Origin of the sequence: Cryobacterium tagatosivorans (assembly GCF_004402215.1) — a bacterium.
Lineage (GTDB): Bacteria > Actinomycetota > Actinomycetes > Actinomycetales > Microbacteriaceae > Cryobacterium > Cryobacterium tagatosivorans.
Genome location: NZ_SOEZ01000042.1, coordinates 23,723 through 43,278 on the forward strand (window position 1 = coordinate 23,723; position 19,556 = coordinate 43,278).

Sequence of the window (19,556 nt, forward strand, 5' to 3'; positions counted from 1 at the left end):
GTGCCGAAAGCGACGTCTACACGCTTCGGAACGCGACGACCGCGTTGTGGCCGCCGAATCCGAACGAGTTGCTGATCGCGAGCAGATCGCCGGCCGGCAGGGCGCGCGGCGAGGTGACCACGTCGAGCGGAATGCTCGGGTCCTGGTCGGTCAGGTTGATCGTCGGGGGAGCGACGCGGTCCGAGAGGGCCAGCACGGTGAACAGCGCCTCGATGGCGCCGGCGCCGCCGAGCAGGTGCCCGGTGGACGCCTTGGTGGCCGAGACGGGGATTCCGTCGAGCAGGTCCCCGAAGACGCGCCGCAGTGCGTTGTACTCGGCGATGTCGCCGACCGGCGTGCTGGTGGCGTGCGCGTTGATGTGCGAGACGTCCTTCAGGTCCGCGCCCGCGTTGCGGATCGCGGCGATCATGGCCCGGGCGGCCGCCGACCCCTCGGGGTCCGGCGCGGTGATGTGGTACGCGTCGCTGGTCACGGCGCCGCCAAGGAGTTCGGCGTAGATCCTCGCGCCGCGGGCCTTGGCGTGCTCCTCGGTCTCGACGACGAGGGCGGCGGCGCCCTCACCGAGCACGAAACCGTCCCGGTTGATGTCGTAGGGGCGCGATGCGGCGGCCGGGTCGTCATTGCGCTTGGACAGGGCCTGCATGGAGGCGAAGGCCGCGATCGGCAGCGGGTGGATCGCCGCCTCGGAGCCGCCGGCGATGATGATGTCGGCGAGGCCGGCCTGCAGGCGGTCGTAGGCGTTGGCGAGGGCCTCCGTGCTGGACGCGCACGCGGACACGACGGTCCGGATGCCCGCGCGGGCATGCAGGTCCATTCCGATCGCAGCTCCGGGGCCGTTGGGCATGAGCATCGGAACGGTCATCGGCAGAACCCGCCGGGGGCCGCGCTCGCGCAGGGTGTCCCAGGCATCGAGCAGGGTCCAGACCCCGCCGATGCCGGTCGACCAGTCGACGGCCAGGCGGTCGGGATCGACCTCGGGTGAGCCGGCATCGGCCCAGGCCTCACGCCCGGCGATCAGCGCGAACTGGCTGGACGGGTCAAGGCGCTTCGTTTCGTGCCGGGCGAGGATCTCGCTCGGGGAGACCCGGGCCTGGGCGGCGAAGGTCACCGGAAGTTGAGTCTCGGCGACCCAGTCGTAGTCGAGCGTGCGTGCGCCGGATTCACCGGCCAGCAGTGCGGACCAGCTTTCGGAGGCGGTCCCGCCGAGAGGCGAGGTCGCGCCGATGCCGGTGATAACGATCTTTTTGGTCATAAAATAACTCCCCGTGAGGCGTGGAAACGCGAGAGACAAGTCCCGCACGAACAGGCCGGTCGGCGAATGCCGGCCGGCCTGTCCGTCGGCGCAGGTCTTAGCCCTGCGCCTTAGTGATGAACGAGACGGCGTCGCCGACCGTCTTGAGGTTCTTGACCTCTTCGTCGGGGATCTTGACGTCGAACTTCTCTTCTGCGTTGACGACGATGGTCATCATCGAGATGGAGTCGATGTCCAGGTCGTCGGTGAACGACTTGTCCAGCTCGACCGTGTCGGCTGCGATGCCCGTCTCGTCGTTGATGAGTTCGGCCAGGCCGGCAAGAACTTCTTCGGTGGACAATGCCATGTTGTTTTCTCCTTGGGGGTGTCTCGTTTGACCGAGACTCAGTTTAGATGGACGTGCGGGGCTACGGCAGCACAACGACCTGCGCGCCGTAGACCAGTCCGGCGCCGAAGCCGATCTGGAGCGCGAGGCCGCCGCTGAGCTCGGGGTGTTCTTCGAGCAGGCGGTGGGTTGCCAGCGGGATGGACGCGGCCGACGTGTTGCCGGTGGTCGCGATGTCACGGGCGATCACGACGGAATCCGGCAGCTTCAGCTGCTTGGCGAACTCGTCGATGATGCGCATGTTGGCCTGGTGCGGGATGAAGGCGGCGAGCTGGTCGCTGGTGATGCCGGCGGCCGCGAGGGCCTCCTTGGCAACCTTGGCCATGTCCCAGACCGCCCAGCGGAAGACCGTCTGGCCCTCCTGGCGCAGGGTCGGCCAGGGCGCTTCGCCCCGTCGGTACTCCTGCAGGGTGTGGTTCATGCCCACGGCGTCGGCCTTCGAGCCGTCGGAACCCCACACGGTGGGGGAGATCCCGGGGAACTCGCTCGGGCCGATGACCACGGCGCCGGCGCCGTCACCGAGCAGAAAGGAGATGCTGCGGTCGGTGGGATCGACGACGTCGGAGAGCTTCTCCGCGCCGATGACGAGCGCGTAGTGGGCGGCCCCGGCGCGGATGAGCGCGTCGGCCTGGGCGATCGCGTACGCGTAGCCGGCGCACGCGGCGTTGACGTCGTAGGCGGCGGCCGGCGTCGTGCCGACCCGGTCGGCGACCACGGCGGCAATGGACGGGGTCTGCTGGGTGTTGCTGATGGTGGCGACGATGACCGCGTCGATGAGCGCTGGATCGATCCCGCTGCGCTCGATGGCCTCGCGGGCGGCGTCCGTGGCGAGGTCGACGGCGAGGATGTCCTGGCTGGCCCTCGTGCGGCTGATGATTCCGGTGCGCTGCTGGATCCACTCGTCGGAGGAGTCGATAGGTCCGACCAGTTCCTCGTTGGGCACGACGAGGTCGCCGCGGGCGGCCCCCACCGAGAGGATGCGGGTGTACTGCGGTCCGTGCGACTGCTGGAGTGTTGGCTGGGTCATGCGACTTCCTCGCTTGTGTTTCTTAGTTCCGGCTCAGGGCTGCTGCTCGAGCAGCGCCCACGCGGCCGGAAGATCGTCCGGCGTTTTGATGGCGACGCTGGGAACGCCTTTGAGTGCCCGCTTTGCGAGCCCGACGAGGGCTCCGGCAGGTGCAACTTCGATGATGCCGGTCACGCCGGCATCCGCGAAGGATTGCATGCACAGGTCCCACCGTACCGGCGACGCGACCTGGCCGACCAGCAGCTCGAGGAAACGGGCGCCGCTGGAAACCCGGCTGCCGTCGTGATTGGTCCAGATCGGCAGGGTGGGATCGTGGGGCGCGAGGCCGGCAGCGACGGACGCGAGCTGCTCCCGGGCCGGGCGCATATACCGCGTGTGGAATGCGCCGGCGACCTGGAGCGGAATCACCCGGGCACGGCTGGGCGGGGTCTCGGCGAGGGCGCCGAGCGCGCCGAGCGCCCCGGCGACGACGATCTGGCCGCCGCCGTTGAAATTGGCGGGTTCGAGGTCCAGCTCGGCGAGCCGGCCGAGCAGTTCGGCCTCGTCGGCGCCGATGACGGCGCTCATGCCGGTGGGTTCGAGCGCCGCGGCCCTGGCCATGGCGGTCCCGCGCTCACGGACGAAGCGCACCGCGTCGGCGGCGCTGAGGATTCCGGCGCCGGCGGCGGCCGTGATCTCGCCGACGGAGTGGCCGGCGATGCCGGCGACGGCGCTCCGGCGGCCGTCGGCCAGCAGAGCCCGGAGGGTCAGGAGCCCGGCCGCAACGATGAGTGGCTGGGCGATCGCGGTGTCCCGGATCGTGTCGGCGTCGCTCTGCGTGCCGTGCGCCTGGAGGTCGATGCCGACCGCCTCCGACATGTCCGCCAGCTCGGCGGCGAAGTCGGGGCGCTCGAGCCACGGGGCGAGGAATCCTGGGGTTTGGGAGCCCTGTCCGGGGCAAACGACGACAATCACGTGACTAGTCTCCCAACCCGGGCGGGAGCCCGGGTGTCGATGGTGCACCAAGTATCGGGCGATCGTTTGTCGTATCCGGCAAAACCGTCTCCGCGGCCGCCTCAGCGACGACGGGTCGAACCGTCGTGGTCGCTGATCGAGCCGATGATCAAGGCCGCCTGCAGGATGAGGGCTTCCCGGGCTCCGGTGGCGTCGTAGCCGATGACCTCGGACACCCGCTTGAGGCGATAGCGCACGGTATTCGGGTGCACGAACAGTTCCCGCGCCGTCGCTTCGAGGGACCGGCCGTTGTCGAGGTAGCACCACAGGGTGGTGAGCAGCTCGGTGGAATGTGCCTGCAGCGGACGGTAGATCCGGTGGATCAGCGTCGCCCGGGCGAGCGGATCACCGGCGAGGGCACGCTCGGGCAGCAGGTCGTCGGCCTGCACCGGGCGCGGGGCGTTCCGCCACGATCGGGCGACGGCGAAGCCGGCCAGGGCGGCCTTCGCGCTCTTGGAGGCGTCGACGAGGTTGGGCACCTCGTGCCCGAGGACCAGGTGGCCGGGGCCGAAACTGGGCTCGAGCTGGAGGGCGATTTCCATGAAGCTGAGCGCGCCGGATGTGCCGATCGCGTCGTCGGGGTCGACCGCGGTGGGATGGGCGCGGCCGATCACGAGCACGAGCCGGTTGCCCTGCACGCCGATCAGCACGTCGGCGGCCATGTGCCTCGCCGATCGGCGCAGGCGGTCCACGTCGAGCATCTTCGGGGTTGTCCCGACGAGCACGCAGACCTCGCCGTGCCCATGCCAGCCGAGCGCCGCGATCCGGCTGGGGAGCTCGTCGTCGTATTCGCCGCTGAGGATTGAGTCGACGACGAGGGCTTCGAGCCGGGCGTCCCAGAGCCCGCGGGCCTCGGCGGCCCGGGCGTAGACATCCGCCGCACCGAATGCGATCTCCCGCGAGTAGAGCAGGATGGCCTCCCGGAGGAGTTCGCTGCCGTCTTTGACCCGCTCCTCGACGACCTCCACGCTGACGCGGATCAGCTGCAGGGTCTGCTGGAGGCTGATCGAGCGAAGCAGCTCGCGCGGGGCGGCGCCGAAGACATCCGCCGCGATCCACGGGGTCGACGTGGGATCGTCGAACCAGGAGATGAACGAGGTGATCCCGGCCTGCGCGACAAGACCGACGGCGGACCGCCGCCCCGGTGGCATATCGCCGTACCAGGGCAGCGTGTCCTCGAGACGCTTGAGCGTGGCCGTGGACAACTCACCAGAGATTGTCCGCAGCCAGGCGAGCGTCTGTTCCTTCGTCTTGGGCGCCGGTGCCACGGGGAGCTTAGCTCTCGCCCCCGGCGGAGCCGGTGGTGCCCGCCGTGACGTCGTGCAGCTCGTACTTCGCGATCGCCTGGCCCACCAGGCTGCGGTCGATCTCGCCGCGCCTGGCGAGCTGCTGGAGCGTGCGCACGACCATCGACGGTCCGTCGATCTTGAAGAAGCGGCGGGCCGCCGGACGCGTGTCGGAGAAACCGAAGTCGTCGGCACCCAGCGTCGCGAAGTCACCCGGCACGAATTGGCGGATCTGGTCGGGAATCGCGTGCATGAAGTCGGTCACGGCGACGAACGGGCCGCTTGCCCCGGCCAGCTTCTCGGTCACGTACGCGGTGCGCGGCTCGGCATCCGGGTAGAGGAAGTTGTGCTCCTCGGCCGCGAGACCGTCGCGGCGCAGCTCGGACCAGGAGGTGACCGACCAGACGTCGGCGGACACTCCCCAGTCTTCCGCGAGCATCTTCTGCGCCTCGAGTGCCCAGCCCACGGCCACGCCCGACGCCATCAGCTGCGCCTTCGGTCCGGTCAGCGTGGACTCGCTGACCCGGTGGATTCCGCGAAGGATGCCGTCGACATCCACGTTCTCCGGCTGCGGCGGCTGCACATACGGCTCGTTGTAGACCGTGATGTAGTACATGACGTTCGGCGTGGCGTGCTTGCCGCCGTACATCCGCTCGAGCCCGTCGCGCACGATGTGGCCGATCTCGTAGCCGTACGCGGGGTCGTAGGAGACGACGGCCGGGTTGGTCGAGGCCAGCAGCGGCGAGTGGCCGTCGGCGTGCTGGAGGCCTTCGCCGGTGAGCGTGGTGCGGCCGGCGGTGGCGCCGATCATGAAGCCGCGCGCCATCTGGTCGCCCGCCGCCCACATGGCGTCGCCGGTGCGCTGGAAGCCGAACATCGAGTAGAAGACGTAGATCGGGATCAGCGGCTCGCCCTGGGTGGCGTACGAGGTGCCGACGTTCGTGAACGCCGCCATGGCTCCGGCCTCATTGATGCCGACGTGCAGGATCTGGCCCTGCGGGCTCTCCTTGTAGGCGAGCAGCTGGGCGTGGTCCACCGCGGTGTAGTGCTGGCCGTTCGGGTTGTAGATCTTCGCGTTCGGGAAGAACGCGTCGATGCCGAACGTGCGGGCCTCGTCGGGGATGATCGGCACGATCCGGTGGCCGAAGTCCTTCGAGCGAAGCAGATCCTTGAGCAGCCGCACGAACGCCATGGTGGTGGCGATCTCCTGCGTGCCGGAGCCCTTCTTCGAGACGGCGTAGGTGGCGTCTTCCGGCAGGTTCAGCTGGGTGTACTTGCTGCGACGCTCCGGCAGGTAGCCGCCGAGCGCCCGGCGGCGATCGTGCAGGTACTGGATCGCCTCGTCCTGGTCGCCAGGGGTGTAATACGGCGGCAGGTACGGGTTCTCCTCGAGCTGGGCATCCGTGATCGGCACGTGCATGCTGTCGCGGAACGTCTTGAGGTTGTCGAGCGTCATCTTCTTCATCTGGTGGGTCGCGTTGCGGCCCTCGAAGCTCGGCCCGAGGCCGTAACCCTTGATCGTCTTCGCCAGGATGACGGTGGGCTGGCCCTTGTGCTCGGACGCCGCCTTGAACGCCGCATAGACCTTGCGGTAGTCGTGCCCGCCGCGCTTGAGGTTCCAGACCTCGTCGTCGGTGTAGTCCTCGATGAGCTTGAGCGCCCGCGGGTCGCGGCCGAAGAAGTTCTCCCGCACGTAGGCGCCGCTTTCGGCCTTGTACGTCTGGTAGTCGCCGTCGGGGGTGACGTTCATCAGGTTGAGCAGGGCGCCGTCGGTGTCGCGTTTCAGCAGTTCGTCCCACTCGCGGCCCCAGACAACCTTGATGACGTTCCAGCCGGCACCGCGGAAGAAGCTCTCGAGCTCCTGGATGATCTTGCCGTTGCCGCGCACCGGGCCGTCGAGGCGCTGGAGGTTGCAGTTGACGATGAAGTTGAGGTTGTCGAGGCCCTCGTTGGCGGCGACCTGGAGCTGGCCGCGGCTTTCGACCTCGTCCATTTCGCCGTCGCCGAGGAACGCCCAGACCTGCTGGTCGCTGGCATCCTTGATTCCGCGGTTGGTCAGGTAGCGGTTCAGCTGCGCCTGGTAGATCGCGTTGATCGGTCCGAGACCCATGGACACGGTGGGGAACTGCCAGAACTCGGGCATCAGCCGCGGGTGCGGGTACGACGAAATGCCGTTGGGGGCGTGCGACTTCTCCTGGCGGAAGCCGTCGAGCTGGTCCGTGCTCAGGCGACCCTCGAGGAAGGCGCGGGCGTAGGTGCCGGGGGAGGCGTGCCCCTGGATGAAGATCTGGTCGCCACCGCCGGGGTGGTCCTGGCCGCGGAAGAAGTGGTTGTAGCCAACCTCGTAGAGGGCGGCGGATGACGCGTAGGTCGCGATGTGCCCGCCGACGGCGATGCCCGGGCGCTGGGAGCGGTGCACCAGCACCGCCGCGTTCCAGCGGATCCAGGCGCGATAGCGGCGTTCGATGTCCTCGTCACCGGGGAACTCGGGTTCGTTCTCGGCGGCGATCGTGTTGATGTAATCCGTCGTGGGCACCATCGGCACGCCGAGGTGCAGTTCCTTGGAGCGTTTGAGCAGGCTCAGCATGATCTCGCGGCCACGTTCGTGCCCGTGCTCCGCTACGAGCGAATCCAGCGATTCCGACCACTCGGCGGTCTCCTGGGGGTCTGCGTCGTGCTTAGCAACCGAGTACGGATCCTGATCGTCGACAGTCACACTCGACCTCTCTCTGTTAGGCAGGTCGTGCCATGTTTAGTGGTGCCGGAAACGGGGGTGGGTCAGACACACCCCGCGGCACCACGCCAGCCTACTAATTTTAGTCGGTGTCCGTGCGAGGCGGCGCCGGAAGGTCGGGTGCGCCCATCCGGCGGGGCTATGCTTTGTGACCGTGTTCAGCCGCCTCCATCGCGGCACGGAAAGGAAACGCACCATGGCACTGGAAAACGAGACCCTGGCACCCGATTTCGAGCTCGTCAACCAGTACGGCGAGCGCATCCAGCTCAGCCGCTACCGCGGCGAAAAGTCGGTCGCGCTGGTCTTCTTCCCGCTGGCCTTTTCGGGCATTTGCAGCGGTGAACTCTGCGAGCTCCGGGACAACCTCGCGCTCTTCGACGCCGCCGGCGTGGAACTCATCGGCATCTCCGTGGATTCCCGGCACACCCTGCGCGCGTGGGGGGAGCAGGAGGGGTACACCTTCAGCCTGGTCGCCGACTTCTGGCCGCACGGCGCCGTCGCCAAGGAATATGGCGTCTTCCTCGACGCCAAGGGATTCTCGAACAGAGCGACGTTCCTGATCGACCCGAACGGGATCATCCGTGCGAGTTTCATCACGGCGCCGGGGGAGCCGCGCTCCCTGGGCGCCTACCAGGCGGCGCTGGCCGAACTCCAGCCCGCCTGACGCCTTTGCCCCCGGCCCCCTACTGGGCCGCGGGGGCCGGGTCGCCGGAGCGGTCGTCGTGCAGGCCCGTCACTAGCAGGCGCAGGTCCATGATCATCTCCAACTGGCGCTCGTTGAGCGCCATCAGCAGGCCGATGTCGGCCTTCGCCGAGACGTCGGTGTCGTAGTCGTGCTGGGCGAGCGCTGCGGCGATGGCGTCCTGCCGCTTCGCCGCGATGAGCAGGATGGCGCCCTGCAGGCCGGCGAGCATGCTGAGGAACAGGTTCAGCAGGATGAAGGGGTAAGGGTCCCAGTGCAGTTGACGGTCCAGCCCGACCGTGTTCAGGACCGCCCAGACCGCCATGATGGCGAGGAACGTGCCCACGAACGGCCAGCTGCCCATCCCGTTGCGCATGAGGTCGGCCGCCCGGGCGCCACGGTCGAGGGTCTTCTTGTGCTGGCTGTGCCAGGTCAGTCGCTCAGTGCTCATGCATCAGTGTAGGTCCGCGATGGGTATGCTTGACCTACTCGAACTCGCGCCCGTGTGGCGCGGTCGGGGCCTTTAGCTCAGTTGGTAGAGCGCCACGTTTACACCGTGGATGTCATCGGTTCGAGCCCGGTAGGGCCCACCAGCAGGACCCCGGGACCATGACCCCGGGTCAGGACCCCGGGACTGACCCCCATGAACGAGGGGAACACGTGAAGGTACTCATCGCGGGATGCGGCGACCTCGGCACGGAGACCGGCCTCCGTTTTGTCGAACTCGGACACCGAGTGCTGGGCCTGCGCCGCAACCCGGGCCTGCTGCCCGCGGCGATTTCCGGCCAGTCGATCGACCTCAGCCGGGAGAAACCGGCCGTGCCGCCGGACACCGAGATCGTCATCGTGGCACTGGCCGCGGGCAGTCCCACGCCCGAGGCGTACCGGGCGGCCTACGTCGACGGCCTGCGCAACCTCCTCGACGCCCTCGACGAGGCCGCCGTCACCCCCCGCCGTTTCCTGCTGGTCTCATCAACGGCCGTCTACGACGTGTCCGACGGCAGCTGGGTCGACGAGCAGACGCCGGCGAACCCGCAAGCCGGCACCGACGCCATCCTGCTGGAAGCCGAACGGATGCTGCACGCCCGCATCCCGGCGGCCGTGGTGTTCCGACTGGCCGGCGTCTACGGTCCCGGCCGGGAGCGCCTCATCACGCAGGTGAGGGAAGGCCGGGCCACAGTGTCGGCTCGGTCGCGGCACACGAACCGCATCCACCGTGACGACGCGGCAGCCGCGATCGTTCACCTGATGCTGAGGACGGAACAGCCGGCACCGCTCTACCTCGGCGTGGACAGTGCCCCGGTCGCCGGCACCGAGGTCCTGGAGTTCCTCGCCGACGAGCTCGGGCTGCCTGCGCCGACGATCACCGAAACCCTCGGCCCGCGCGGCGGCGACAAGCGGCTCCGCAACCAGCTCCTGCGGAGCACGGGGTTCAGCTTCAGCTACCCGAGCTATCGGGAGGGCTACCGAGCCGTCCTGGCCGGGCGAGGAACACGCCACCCGTAGAGCAGGGGCCTGCTCCTAACTTCCGCAACCTCCATTGTCAAGGGGGGTCAGCCAATCCGGCGCCGCGTGCTGCCGGGGCGATACGCTGGTGGCAACGCGGCCCAGTCCGTGCCAACGACGAAACCGGTCGGTCTGCCGCGAAGCGGGGTGATCCTGAGGTCACCATGTCAACCCGGTCCACCGCACCTGCGTCTGCTCCCACCCCCCATGGCTGATCGGCGATCGTTCGGGGCAGCGGTCGAGGAACTCTCCTCGGCCCACCACAACGCAACCACCCTGTGCCGGCCGTTCCTGCGGGTGCTGCCGATCACCGGGGTCGCGATCTCAACCCTGGGCGTCCCCTTCGGCACCGAGACGGTCTGCGCGAGCGACAAACATGCCGCCCGGATCGACGAGCTCCAGTTCGACCTCGGGGAGGGCCCCTGCTGGGATGCGCTGGCCACGCGCCGGCCCGTCCTGATGCCGGACCTGCACGGCACGGTTACTTCCGCCTGGCCCGTCTTCCTCCAGGCCATCGGCGACGCGCCGGTCGGGGCGCTGTACGCCTTCCCGCTCGTGCTGGGATCGCTCAACATCGGAGCCATCGACCTGTACGCGAAGCGCCCGGGAATGTTGTCAGAGGTCCAGGTCACGGATGCCGTGGCCCTGGCCGGCCTCGTCGCGCTCCAGGTCCTCCGGCGCACCCTGTCCGCCCAGCCCCTGAAGCAGGACGCGGAGGCGGACGACGGCTACTCCCGGCGGGTGGTTCACCAGGCCACCGGGATGATCCTGGCCCAACTCGGCCTGTCCGCCGCGGACGCGCTCCTCGTCATCCACGGCTATGCTTTTTCCCACGGGCGATCGGTGCGCGAGGTGGCGGCCGACATCGTGGCACGGCGGGTGGATTTCGCCTCGGATTTGAACGACATCTAGAATGCTTTCATGGTGACCCAGACACGTGAAGGTCAGCTGGTCGAGACCTTCGTCACTCTTGCCGATACGCTCGTCGTCGGCTATGACATCGTTGACCTGTTGCAGACGCTCGTGGAGAAGTGCGTGCCACTCTTTGCCTCGTCGGCCGCCGGCATCATCCTGTCCGCCGGCGATGGCGAGCTCGAGGTCGTCGCATCCACGAACGAGCGCAGCCGGCTGGTCGAGATTCTCCAGTTGCGGTCCGGAAGCGGGCCCTGCGTGGAGTGCTTCACGACCGGGCGCGCCGTTTCCGTCCCCGACATCGACGCAGTCGGACCCAAGTGGCCGCGGTTCCGCGCGGGAGCACTCGAACAGGGCTTCGCCTCCATGCGCGCCGTGCCCCTGAGGCTCCGGTCGACGACCATCGGTTCGCTGAACCTCTTCTGGGACCGCCTGGGCGGCCTCGGCGAGGAGGATGCGCTGACTGTGCAGGCCCTCGCCGACGTGGCCACGATCGGCATCCTGCAGGAGCGGGCCATCAGGGAGAGCGACGTGGCTCGCCAGCAGCTCCAGCATGCCCTCAGCAGCCGGGTGCTGATCGAGCAGGCCAAGGGCGTGCTCGCCTTCACCCACCAGGCCAACATGGACGAGGCCTTCAGGCTTCTGCGGGACCACGCCCGGAGCAACGGCATCCCGCTGGTCGACGTCGCCGAAGGCGTCGTCAACCGCACTCTCTCTCTCTCTGAGAGCCCTGGCCTATATCGCATCGTCGGGAGACATTCTTCGCCGGCAGGGGCGCCCGGGCGGGCGGGCGGCGTAGAATGGTCTCCGCGGCCCCGGACCCCGGCAGCACACGTCCATCGTGAGCAAACAGGGGATAACCATGAAACGCATCTTTCATCCCGGCGGCTCCGTCGTCACCGGCACTGATCTTGCGGATGCCGTGCTCGTCTACGCGGAAGCCCTCAGCGGCCGAAGCCAGGTCGACGTGGTCGACATCCCGGTCATCTGCGACGACGGCACCCACGGCCGGGCCCAGTTCCTGATCGGCTCCGCCAGCCAACTGGTCAGCGTGACGGCCGAGAGGGCGACCATCGAACTCGTCGAATTGGGCACGACGGAATTGCTGCGTCGCAAGGCGGAGGACCGGTCCGTCCAGACGCCCCTCGGGCTGGTCAGCGATCCCGAGTTCGCCCAGTTCGACGAGTTCAACTACTGACGAGTTCGACTTCTGACCGTTCCCGATAGGCGGACTACATCGCGGTGACCGGCGGCGGGGCCGGGCGCGGGACAACCGCGATCGGGCACGGCATGTTCAGCAGCACATCGTGGCTGACCGAACCGAGGATGAGGCCGGCCACGGCGCCGCGGCCGTGGGTGCCGACGACCAGAAGCGCGGCCATTTGCGACGCCTCGACGAGCGTCGGCGCCGCGGGACCCTGCTCCAGGACGGGGGCGACCTCCAGTCCCGGATGAGCGGCCCTGATGCGCCCGGCGGCCAGGGCCAGGATCTCCTCGTGGGCCTCCTGGAGGGCGTCGAAGGGAACGATCGAGCCGTCGTCGAGGCCCAGCGTGGCGGGGATCGTCCAGGCGTGCACGATCACCAGGCCCCGGCCGAGCCGGGCCGCCTCACGCGCAGCGAAGTCCAGGGCGACATCCGAAGAGCGGTCGTCTTCGGCCCCGGCCACGACGGGCCCGTCGCTGCGAGTCCAATTGGCCGGGACGACGACCAGGGGACAGCGAGCGTGAGCCGCCAGCCGGAGGGGCAGCGTTCCGTACACCGCACCCGCAAGGAATCCGGTCCTCTTGTTCGTGCCGATGACCAGGAGATCAGCCCTGGTCGAGGCGCGAATGAGCTCCTCCACCGGACTGCCGCGGCGCACGACGCTGGTCTTCCTGAGGGTCGGCGCGGCCTCATCCACCCGGCGCCCCGCCTCCGACAGCGCGCGTTCGTAGACAATGTGGAAATCATCCTCCGGTCCGCCGGCGGGGGCCCAGTCGAGCTCGACCACCGTGGTGAGCTCCACTGACAGGGTGGCCGTCCGCGCCCGGTCCAGCATCCAGTCCACGGCCGCGTTGCTGGCCGGCCCGCCATCGATCGCGACGATCACGTCTTCGGCCATGGAAATGCCTCCTCTTGCCTGGAGTCACGACGGAGTGCCTCTCCGATCACGCATCCAGCGGGGAGTGTACCCGGGTTGCGTTGCCGGTACGCTGGCTGGATGAAACCGCCCCAGGAAGAGGTCGCCCGGCCGGGTCCGTGGCAGGAATCCGTGTGGGACTACCCCCGCCCACCGCGGGTGGAGCAAGTGGAAGCCCGGGTCGTCGTCCGTTTCGGCGGGCAGGTCATCGCCGACACCACGGACGCCGTGCGGGTGTTGGAGACCAGCCACCCGCCGGTCTACTACCTGCCGCGATCGGCCTTCGCGCCCGGTGTCCTGCAGCCCGCAGACGGCCATACCGTGTGCGAGTACAAGGGGGCGGCGTCCTACCTCAGCGTCGCCCTGCCCGCCGGCGAACGGGCGGAGGCCGCGGCCTGGTTCTATCCTTCGCCAGCGCCCGGCTACCGGGAGTTGGTCGACCGCGTCGCCGTGTACCCCGGCCGCATGGACGAGTGCACGGTCGACGGCGAGCGTGTGCGGCCGCAGGCCGGCGGGTTCTACGGCGGCTGGATCACCTCCCGCGTCGTCGGGCCGTTCAAAGGTGAGCCCGGGACCCTCGGCTGGTGAACCGGGGCCGCGGGGTAGCCCCGATCCTCGTGGCGGCAGTGCTCTGGGGAACGACGGGGACGGCCGCGCACTTCCTTCCGGATTCTGTCAGCCCGCTGGCCACGGGCGCCGCGACCATGGCGGTCGGCGGGGCTCTGCTCTTCGCGCTCACCTCGCGCGGGGCCGTCCGGGCGATCCGGGACCGTTCGGCGCGCCGGCTCCTCGTCGTCGGCGTCCTGGGAATCGTGGTCTACCCGCTCGCCTTCTACAGTTCCATGCACCTGGCCGGGGTGGCCATGGGCACCGTCGTCTCGCTGGCCTCGGCGCCCGTCTTCGCCGGCCTGATCGACTTCCTCCGGGACAAGCACGGCGGCCTCACGGCGCGGTGGGCCGGGTGCACGGCGACCGCCCTCGTCGGCACGGCGCTGCTGGTGATCGGGCGCCCCGCGGTCGCCGGCGCGGACGGCTCGGCCGCCCTGGGCGTGTTCCTCGGCCTCGCCGCCGGCCTGAGCTATGCCGTCTACACCGATAGCTCGCACCGCTTGATCGGCCGCGGGCATGGCTCGAACGCCACGATGGGGGCGCTGTTCGGCCTGGGCGCCCTGTGCCTCCTTCCGGTGCTCGTCGCGACCGGAGGCCCGCTCCTTACCTCGGCCGGCAGCATCGGCATTTCTGCCTACCTCGCGATCGGTCCGATGTTCGCCGCCTATCTGCTGTTCGGCGCCGGCCTCCGGCATGTGCGGAGCAGCACGGCCACGACCCTGACCCTGGTCGAGCCGCTGGTGGCCACCCTCCTGGCCGTCCTCGTCGTCGGCGAGAGACTGCATCCGTTCGGCTGGGCCGGACTCGTCCTGCTGCTGGCCGGCGTGGTCGCCCTGGTCTGGCCGGGGCGGGCCAAACCGGAGGCCTTCCGAGTAGAATCCCGACATGCTCGATGGCGAGTCGGCGGGCCAGGAAGGCTCCGAACCACCCGAGGAACCCGAAGCGCACGGCGATGACGATCTCGCCGCTGCGGTCGACAAGGGAGCCCCGACCGGCTCGCACCCGGTGGTCGCAAACGGGTTCGACACGGACCTTCCCGACGATGCCGACGACGTGGTCCCCGGAGCGGCCGAACCGATCGGAAGCCCGCGGGTCGGCGCGGATGAGCGCGTCGTCGAGGGCAGGAGACGGCGAGGCTTCCTGGCGAGGCTCCGGGGCGGACCCCGCAGGCACCCGCCCGGCGCGTAGTCACCGGTAGGCTGGCCCCGTGTCATTTTCGCTCGCCGACGTAACCCGGGTCGCCCACGACCTGTGGCCGCTATCCGGGGCTGCTCAGTGGGACGCGCCCGGCCTGCTGAGCGGGGACCCGGCAAGCCCGGTCGACTACATCCACCTGGCCGTCGACGCCGTGGCCGACACCGTCGACGAGGCCATCGAAGCCAACGCCGACCTCCTCTTCGTGCATCACCCGCTGCTCCTGCGCGGCGTGACCAGCGTCGCCGAAGACCGCTACAAGGGAGCGCTGCTCAGTCGCCTGATCCGCTCGAATTGCGCGCTCCTGGCGGCCCACACCAACGCCGACATCGTCGTCGACGGCGTCTCCGACATCTTCGCCTCCCGGCTCGGGCTCGTGGACGCCCTGCCCATCAGCGAGGGCACCGTCCCGGGAACGGGGATCGGCCGGGTCGGCCGCCTCGCCGAACCGACGACCCTCGGCCTGCTGGCCCGACGCGTGGCGGACTTGCTGCCGCCCACCGCGTCCGGGGTGCGTGCGGCGGGGGAGTACGGGCGGCCGATCCAGACCGTCGCCCTCTGCGGCGGCGCCGGGGACTCGCTGCTCGGGCATCCGGCCGTGCTCGCTGCCGACGTGTACATCACCGCCGATCTCCGGCACCACCCCGCCTCCGAGTCCCGGGAGCAGGCCAGGCTGGCCGGCGCCGGGCCGGCGCTCCTCGACGTCTCGCACTGGGCGAGCGAGTGGTTGTGGCTCGAGACCGCCGCCGAGCAGCTTCGCCAGGCCCTCCCGGGCATGCGCGTCACCGTCAGCGAGCTCCGCACGGATCCGTGGGACTTCGTCGTCATCCAGTAGCCATCCGGCTCCCTCAACTCGTTCACACACAACACTCGTAAAGGTCAGGACATTGTGAAGGCATCTCCAGCACAGCAGAAGGAACTTCTCCGGCTCCAGGCCCTTGACACGAGGATCCAGCAGACCCAGCACCAGGCGAAGGCGCTGCCCCAGCTCGCCGAACTCGCCGCGTTCGGCGCCACGGCCGAGAAGACCCGGATGACCCTGGCGGCGCGCACCGGCGAACTCGAGGATGTGCGCATCGAGCTCGGCCGGATCGAATCGGACGTCGACGTGGTGGAGAAGCGCATCGCCCGCGACACCGACCGGGTCGAGCACACCTCTTCGGTCAAGGACGTCCAGGCCCTCGAGACCGAACTGGCCGCCCTGCGGAAGAGGCACACCGACCTCGAGGAAATCGAGCTGGCGGTGATGGAGCGCCTTGAAGAACGCGAAGCGGCCGTCGCCGAGGTGGAAGCGTCCCGTGACGCTCTCGCGGAGCAGATCGGCCAGGCCGAAAAGGCCAGGGACATCCGGCTGGCCGAACTGGAACGCGAATTGAGCGACCTGGCCAGGGACCGCGAGACCATCGCGGCGACCCTGACGGAGGAGCTGCGCGCCCTGTACGAGAAGCGCCGTGTGGTGGGCCGGGGCAACGCCGCCGCGCTGCTCCGCGCCCGGACCTGCAGCGGCTGCACCATGACGCTCACCGGCAACGACCTCGAGATCGTACGGGCCGCCGCCGCCGAGGAAGTCGTCTTCTGCCCGGACTGCGGCGCCATCCTGGTGCGCACGGAGGAATCCGGCATCTAGTGGGGCGGTCATTCATCGTCGAAGCCGACGGCGGGTCCCGCGGAAACCCGGGACGCGCCGGGAGCGGATCGCTCGTCATCGACGCGGCGACCGGTGAGATCCTCGCGGAGATCGGGACCTGGGTGGGCATCGCGACGAACAACGTCGCCGAATACCGCGGCATGCTCGAAGGCATCCGGCGCGCCGTCAGGATCGACCCGACCGCGGACATCCACGTGCGGATGGACTCCCAGCTCGTCGTCGAGCAGATGTCCGGCCGCTGGAAGATCAAGCATCCGGACATGCGCGCGCTCGCTGAGGAGGCGCGCGGCCTGATCGGCCACCGGTCGGTCACCTTCGAATGGATTCCCCGCGCCGACAATGCGCGCGCCGACGCGATCGCCAACCGGGCCATGGACATGGGCGAGAGCTTCGGCCTGTAAGATTTGACCTGAATGGGTCGGCAAGACGGTCGCGTCATTCGGTGCCCTTCGGGGCGGCGGATGCCGAGGAACGTCCGGGCTCCACAGAGCAGGGCGGTGGGTAACACCCACCCGGGGCAACCCGCGAGACAGTGCCACAGAAAGTAGACCGCCACCGGCCTCGGCCGGCGGTAAGGGTGAAACGGTGGTGTAAGAGACCACCAGAGGCCAGGGTGACCTGGTCGGCTCGGTAAACCTCGTCCGGAGCAAGGTCGAACAGGAAACGCTAAGGCTGCTCGCCGAGTTTCCGGGTAGACCGCTAGAGGGCTGCGGCAACGTAGTCCCAAGATAGATGGCCGTCCAGGGTGCTTCGGCACCGGGACAGAACCCGGCGTACCAGCCGGCCCATTCCCTCCCCGCAGGCCAGGCGGGGTCAGCCGCCGGCAGTCGCTGGCCGCACCGGCCGTCCCTCGGCCGCGGCGGCGACGACCTCCGTGATCCGCTTCTGGCGGGTTGCCGGACGTTTGGCGCTGGCAAATCCAGTACAGCAGCTGCTTGCGCGTCGAGGGCGGCAGGGCCTCGAACGCGCGCCCGCCAACCGGGTCGCCGGTGAGGGCGGCCGCCAGGTCCTCCGGGATCACGAGCGCCTCCACCTCGTCCAGGAGCGTCCACGATCCGTCGTTCCGCGCGGCCGCCACGGCCGCGAGTCCCGCGGGGGCCATGAGGCCCTGCTCCGTGAGCCGGGCCACCCGCTCCTTGTTGCTCTGCGCCCAGATGCTGCCGCGCTTACGCGGGGTCATGAGTTGCTTGAAGCGGGCATCGTCCAGGCGATTCACGACGCTGTCGATCCAGCCGAAGCAGACGGCCTCCTCCACCGCGGCCTGGTAGTCCAGGCCGGTGACCGAGTTCCCCTTCTTGCCCACGGCCAGCCACACGTCGGGGGAGTCGGCATGGTGCTCCTCCAGCCAGGCCCGCCACTCCCGGCGGTCCTGAGGCTCTATGAACGGCAAGTCAGCGAGCGGCGTCATGGCGCGTGCGGGAGTGTGCGGCGGCCGCCGGGGGGTTCCGTGGGCGTTGCGGCCCTCTCACCGGGGAGACCTCCTCACGGACGACTGGTCCTGGCGGGGAGCCTACCCGCCTGCGGGTGATGTGTCCCGAGGGGTCGAGTTCAGACGCCGAACCTGATGGCGAGGGCCGCGGCGCCGAGGATGCCCGCGTTGTTGCGATGCACCGCGGGCACGATCGGGGTCGAGAGTGTGAGCAGGGGCAGGAACTCCTGGTGGTGCTTCGACACCCCGCCGCCGACGATGAAGAGGTCGGGGGAGAAGAGCTTCTCGAGGGTCGTGTAGTACCTCTGCAGCCGGCCGGCCCATTTCTCCCAGCTCAGGTTCTCTCGTTCCTTCGCCGAGAAGGCCGCCCGGGTCTCGTAGTCACGGCCGTCGATCTCGAGGTGGCCGAGCTCGGTGTTGGGCACGAGCACCCCGTCGTTCAGGAGCGCCGAGCCGATGCCGGTGCCGAGCGTGGTCAGGAGGACGACACCGGGGACGTTGCGGGCGGCGCCGAACTGCGCCTCCGCATAACCGGCGGCATCCGCGTCGTTCACGAAGTGGATCGGGCGGCCGAGGCCCTCCTCGAAGAGCTGTTCCGCATCCAGGCCGATCCACTTGTCGGACACGTTGGCGGCCGACATGGTGCGCCCGTGCTTGACCACCGCGGGGAAGCACACGCCGATCGGTAGCGCGGCGTTGGCGTCGGAACCCCCCGAGACCAGCGTCAGGAGCTTGCGGGTCGTCTCGATGATGTCCCGCGGGCTCCCGCCCTTCGGCGTCGCGAGCTTGACCCGGTCGGAGAGCAGTTCGCCGGTCGAGAGGTCGACCACGGCCCCCTTGATGCCGGTCCCGCCGATGTCGATCCCGATGGCCGTCGATGAACTCATAGTGAAAACCTACCGGCTACGGCAGGGTGAGGATCTCGGCGCCGCGCTCCGTGACCACCAGGGTGTGCTCGAATTGCGCCGTCAGGCTCCGGTCCTTCGTCGTCACGGTCCAGTCGTCCGCCCACATGTCCCACTGGTGCGTGCCCAGCGTGAGCATCGGCTCGATCGTGAACACCATGCCGACCTCCATCACCGTGTCATAGAGCGGAGCCGAGTCGTAGTGCGGGATGATCAGCCCGGAGTGGAAGGCCTCGCCGACGCCGTGGCCGGTGAAGTCGCGAACGACCCCGTAATTGAAGCGCCTGGCGTAGGACTCGATCGCCCGGCCGATCACGTTGACCTGGCGCCCGGGGGCGACGGCCTTGATCCCGCGGGCGAGGGCCTCGCGGGTGCGCTCGACGAGCAGGGTGACCTCGTCGGCGGCCTCGCCCACGATGAAGGTGACGTTGCTGTCGCCGTGCACGCCGTTCTTGTAGGCGGTGATGTCGATGTTGACGAGGTCGCCGTTTTCCAGCACCGTGTCGTCGGGGATGCCGTGGCAGATGACCTCGTTGACCGAGCTGCACAGCGACTTGGGGTATCCGCGGTAGCCGAGGGTCGACGGGTAGGCGCCCTGGGCTATCACGAAATCGTGGCCGATCCGGTCGAGCTCCTCGGTCGTCACACCGGGCCGCACGGCGCGGCCGACCGCCTGGATGGCCTGCGCCGCGATCCGGCCGGACTCGCGGATCAGCTCGATCTTCTCCGGCGAATACACGTCGGACCCGGCGAAGCGGGCGGGGGCCTCCTTGCCCACGTACTCCGGGCGCACAATGTGGGCGGGTACGGGGCGGGTGGGGGACACCGTTCCTGGTGTGAGGTGACCGGCGGGGTTCTTAGGCATAAAATCAAT

General features: G+C 69.1%; 22 protein-coding genes, 1 tRNA gene, 1 other RNA gene and 1 pseudogene. 13 read left to right on the forward strand and 12 right to left on the reverse strand.

Annotated elements, in window-relative coordinates:
• Nucleotides 1-16: 16 nt before the first annotated feature.
• The 6 genes from E3O23_RS08415 to aceE all read right to left on the reverse strand — a co-directional run bounded on the left by E3O23_RS08415 (nucleotide 17) and on the right by aceE (nucleotide 7,659).
• Complete coding sequence (locus E3O23_RS08415; RefSeq protein ID WP_134490041.1) at nucleotides 17-1,252, reverse strand: beta-ketoacyl-[acyl-carrier-protein] synthase family protein; 1,236 nt, start codon at nucleotides 1,250-1,252, stop codon at nucleotides 17-19.
• Nucleotides 1,253-1,349: 97 nt separating this feature from the next.
• Nucleotides 1,350-1,598: an acyl carrier protein gene (locus tag E3O23_RS08420; RefSeq protein WP_134490043.1), complete on the reverse strand. Its 249-nt coding sequence runs from the start codon at nucleotides 1,596-1,598 to the stop codon at nucleotides 1,350-1,352.
• A gap of 61 nt (nucleotides 1,599-1,659) precedes the next feature.
• Nucleotides 1,660-2,664, reverse strand: a complete 1,005-nt coding sequence (locus E3O23_RS08425) for a beta-ketoacyl-ACP synthase III (RefSeq protein WP_134490045.1) — start codon at nucleotides 2,662-2,664, stop codon at nucleotides 1,660-1,662.
• 33 nt (nucleotides 2,665-2,697) lie between these two features.
• Entirely contained in the window at nucleotides 2,698-3,618 is a 921-nt protein-coding gene (locus E3O23_RS08430; protein WP_134490047.1) for an ACP S-malonyltransferase, read from the reverse strand.
• Nucleotides 3,619-3,719: 101 nt separating this feature from the next.
• Nucleotides 3,720-4,925 carry a PucR family transcriptional regulator gene (locus E3O23_RS08435; RefSeq protein ID WP_134490049.1) on the reverse strand — a complete coding sequence of 402 codons (1,206 nt, stop codon included), beginning with the start codon at nucleotides 4,923-4,925 and terminating at the stop codon, nucleotides 3,720-3,722.
• Between the two features lie 7 nt (nucleotides 4,926-4,932).
• Nucleotides 4,933-7,659, reverse strand: a complete 2,727-nt coding sequence (gene aceE, locus E3O23_RS08440) for a pyruvate dehydrogenase (acetyl-transferring), homodimeric type (RefSeq protein ID WP_134490051.1) — start codon at nucleotides 7,657-7,659, stop codon at nucleotides 4,933-4,935.
• Nucleotides 7,660-7,873: 214 nt separating this feature from the next.
• Here aceE and E3O23_RS08445 point away from each other — a divergent pair, with 214 nt between their 5' ends.
• Entirely contained in the window at nucleotides 7,874-8,341 is a 468-nt protein-coding gene (locus tag E3O23_RS08445) for a peroxiredoxin (protein WP_134490053.1), read from the forward strand.
• A 19-nt stretch (nucleotides 8,342-8,360) separates the two neighbouring features.
• Here the strand turns inward: E3O23_RS08445 and E3O23_RS08450 are convergent, their stop codons facing one another.
• Nucleotides 8,361-8,810: a DUF1003 domain-containing protein gene (locus E3O23_RS08450; RefSeq protein WP_134490055.1), complete on the reverse strand. Its 450-nt coding sequence runs from the start codon at nucleotides 8,808-8,810 to the stop codon at nucleotides 8,361-8,363.
• 66 nt (nucleotides 8,811-8,876) lie between these two features.
• On the opposite strand from E3O23_RS08450, the gene E3O23_RS08455 reads away from it, so the two are divergent.
• The 5 genes from E3O23_RS08455 to E3O23_RS08475 all read left to right on the forward strand — a co-directional run bounded on the left by E3O23_RS08455 (nucleotide 8,877) and on the right by E3O23_RS08475 (nucleotide 11,975).
• Nucleotides 8,877-8,952 (forward strand) — tRNA-Val (locus tag E3O23_RS08455).
• Nucleotides 8,953-9,019: 67 nt separating this feature from the next.
• Nucleotides 9,020-9,865 carry an NAD-dependent epimerase/dehydratase family protein gene (locus tag E3O23_RS08460; protein ID WP_134490057.1) on the forward strand — a complete coding sequence of 282 codons (846 nt, stop codon included), beginning with the start codon at nucleotides 9,020-9,022 and terminating at the stop codon, nucleotides 9,863-9,865.
• 207 nt (nucleotides 9,866-10,072) lie between these two features.
• A complete protein-coding gene (locus E3O23_RS08465) occupies nucleotides 10,073-10,777 on the forward strand; it encodes a GAF and ANTAR domain-containing protein (RefSeq protein ID WP_134490059.1) in 705 nt (234 codons plus the stop codon).
• A gap of 9 nt (nucleotides 10,778-10,786) precedes the next feature.
• Nucleotides 10,787-11,686, forward strand: coding sequence for an ANTAR domain-containing protein (locus tag E3O23_RS08470; RefSeq protein ID WP_174776611.1), 900 nt, complete (start codon nucleotides 10,787-10,789; stop codon nucleotides 11,684-11,686).
• Nucleotides 11,640-11,975 carry a hypothetical protein gene (locus E3O23_RS08475; RefSeq protein WP_134490061.1) on the forward strand — a complete coding sequence of 112 codons (336 nt, stop codon included), beginning with the start codon at nucleotides 11,640-11,642 and terminating at the stop codon, nucleotides 11,973-11,975. Before E3O23_RS08470 ends, E3O23_RS08475 begins: the two co-directional genes overlap by 47 nt.
• A 34-nt stretch (nucleotides 11,976-12,009) precedes the next feature.
• Here the strand turns inward: E3O23_RS08475 and E3O23_RS08480 are convergent, their stop codons facing one another.
• Nucleotides 12,010-12,879 (reverse strand): universal stress protein, encoded by an 870-nt coding sequence (locus E3O23_RS08480; protein WP_134490062.1) that lies wholly within the window; start codon nucleotides 12,877-12,879, stop codon nucleotides 12,010-12,012.
• A gap of 99 nt (nucleotides 12,880-12,978) precedes the next feature.
• Between E3O23_RS08480 and E3O23_RS08485 the strand changes: the two genes are divergently transcribed.
• The 7 genes from E3O23_RS08485 to rnpB all read left to right on the forward strand — a co-directional run bounded on the left by E3O23_RS08485 (nucleotide 12,979) and on the right by rnpB (nucleotide 17,140).
• A complete protein-coding gene (locus E3O23_RS08485; protein ID WP_134490064.1) occupies nucleotides 12,979-13,485 on the forward strand; it encodes a DUF427 domain-containing protein in 507 nt (168 codons plus the stop codon).
• Nucleotides 13,482-14,462, forward strand: a complete 981-nt coding sequence (locus tag E3O23_RS08490) for a DMT family transporter (RefSeq protein ID WP_166790459.1) — start codon at nucleotides 13,482-13,484, stop codon at nucleotides 14,460-14,462. The genes E3O23_RS08485 and E3O23_RS08490 overlap by 4 nt, the downstream gene beginning before the upstream one ends.
• Nucleotides 14,392-14,694: a hypothetical protein gene (locus E3O23_RS08495; RefSeq protein WP_134490068.1), complete on the forward strand. Its 303-nt coding sequence runs from the start codon at nucleotides 14,392-14,394 to the stop codon at nucleotides 14,692-14,694. Before E3O23_RS08490 ends, E3O23_RS08495 begins: the two co-directional genes overlap by 71 nt.
• A 19-nt stretch (nucleotides 14,695-14,713) precedes the next feature.
• Entirely contained in the window at nucleotides 14,714-15,535 is an 822-nt protein-coding gene (locus E3O23_RS08500) for a Nif3-like dinuclear metal center hexameric protein (RefSeq protein WP_134490070.1), read from the forward strand.
• A 54-nt stretch (nucleotides 15,536-15,589) separates the two neighbouring features.
• Nucleotides 15,590-16,327, forward strand: a complete 738-nt coding sequence (locus E3O23_RS08505; protein ID WP_134490072.1) for a zinc ribbon domain-containing protein — start codon at nucleotides 15,590-15,592, stop codon at nucleotides 16,325-16,327.
• A complete protein-coding gene (locus E3O23_RS08510) occupies nucleotides 16,327-16,749 on the forward strand; it encodes a reverse transcriptase-like protein (protein ID WP_134490074.1) in 423 nt (140 codons plus the stop codon). The genes E3O23_RS08505 and E3O23_RS08510 overlap by 1 nt, the downstream gene beginning before the upstream one ends.
• A 13-nt stretch (nucleotides 16,750-16,762) precedes the next feature.
• Nucleotides 16,763-17,140: RNase P RNA component class A (rnpB, locus tag E3O23_RS08515), an RNA gene on the forward strand.
• Nucleotides 17,141-17,161: 21 nt separating this feature from the next.
• Here the strand turns inward: rnpB and E3O23_RS18860 are convergent.
• The 4 genes and pseudogenes from E3O23_RS18860 to map all read right to left on the reverse strand — a co-directional run bounded on the left by E3O23_RS18860 (nucleotide 17,162) and on the right by map (nucleotide 19,547).
• The gene (locus E3O23_RS18860; RefSeq protein ID WP_420897651.1) at nucleotides 17,162-17,326 is read right to left on the reverse strand and encodes a YdeI/OmpD-associated family protein; all 165 of its coding nucleotides are present in this window, start codon (nucleotides 17,324-17,326) and stop codon (nucleotides 17,162-17,164) included.
• Nucleotides 17,265-17,756: pseudogene (locus E3O23_RS18865) on the reverse strand (YdeI/OmpD-associated family protein); the annotation flags it as partial. The pseudogene E3O23_RS18865 and the gene E3O23_RS18860, both read right to left, overlap by 62 nt.
• A gap of 140 nt (nucleotides 17,757-17,896) precedes the next feature.
• Complete coding sequence (ppgK, locus tag E3O23_RS08525) at nucleotides 17,897-18,664, reverse strand: polyphosphate--glucose phosphotransferase (RefSeq protein WP_134490076.1); 768 nt, start codon at nucleotides 18,662-18,664, stop codon at nucleotides 17,897-17,899.
• 16 nt (nucleotides 18,665-18,680) lie between these two features.
• Complete coding sequence (map, locus tag E3O23_RS08530) at nucleotides 18,681-19,547, reverse strand: type I methionyl aminopeptidase (protein WP_134490078.1); 867 nt, start codon at nucleotides 19,545-19,547, stop codon at nucleotides 18,681-18,683.
• Nucleotides 19,548-19,556: the final 9 nt, after the last annotated feature.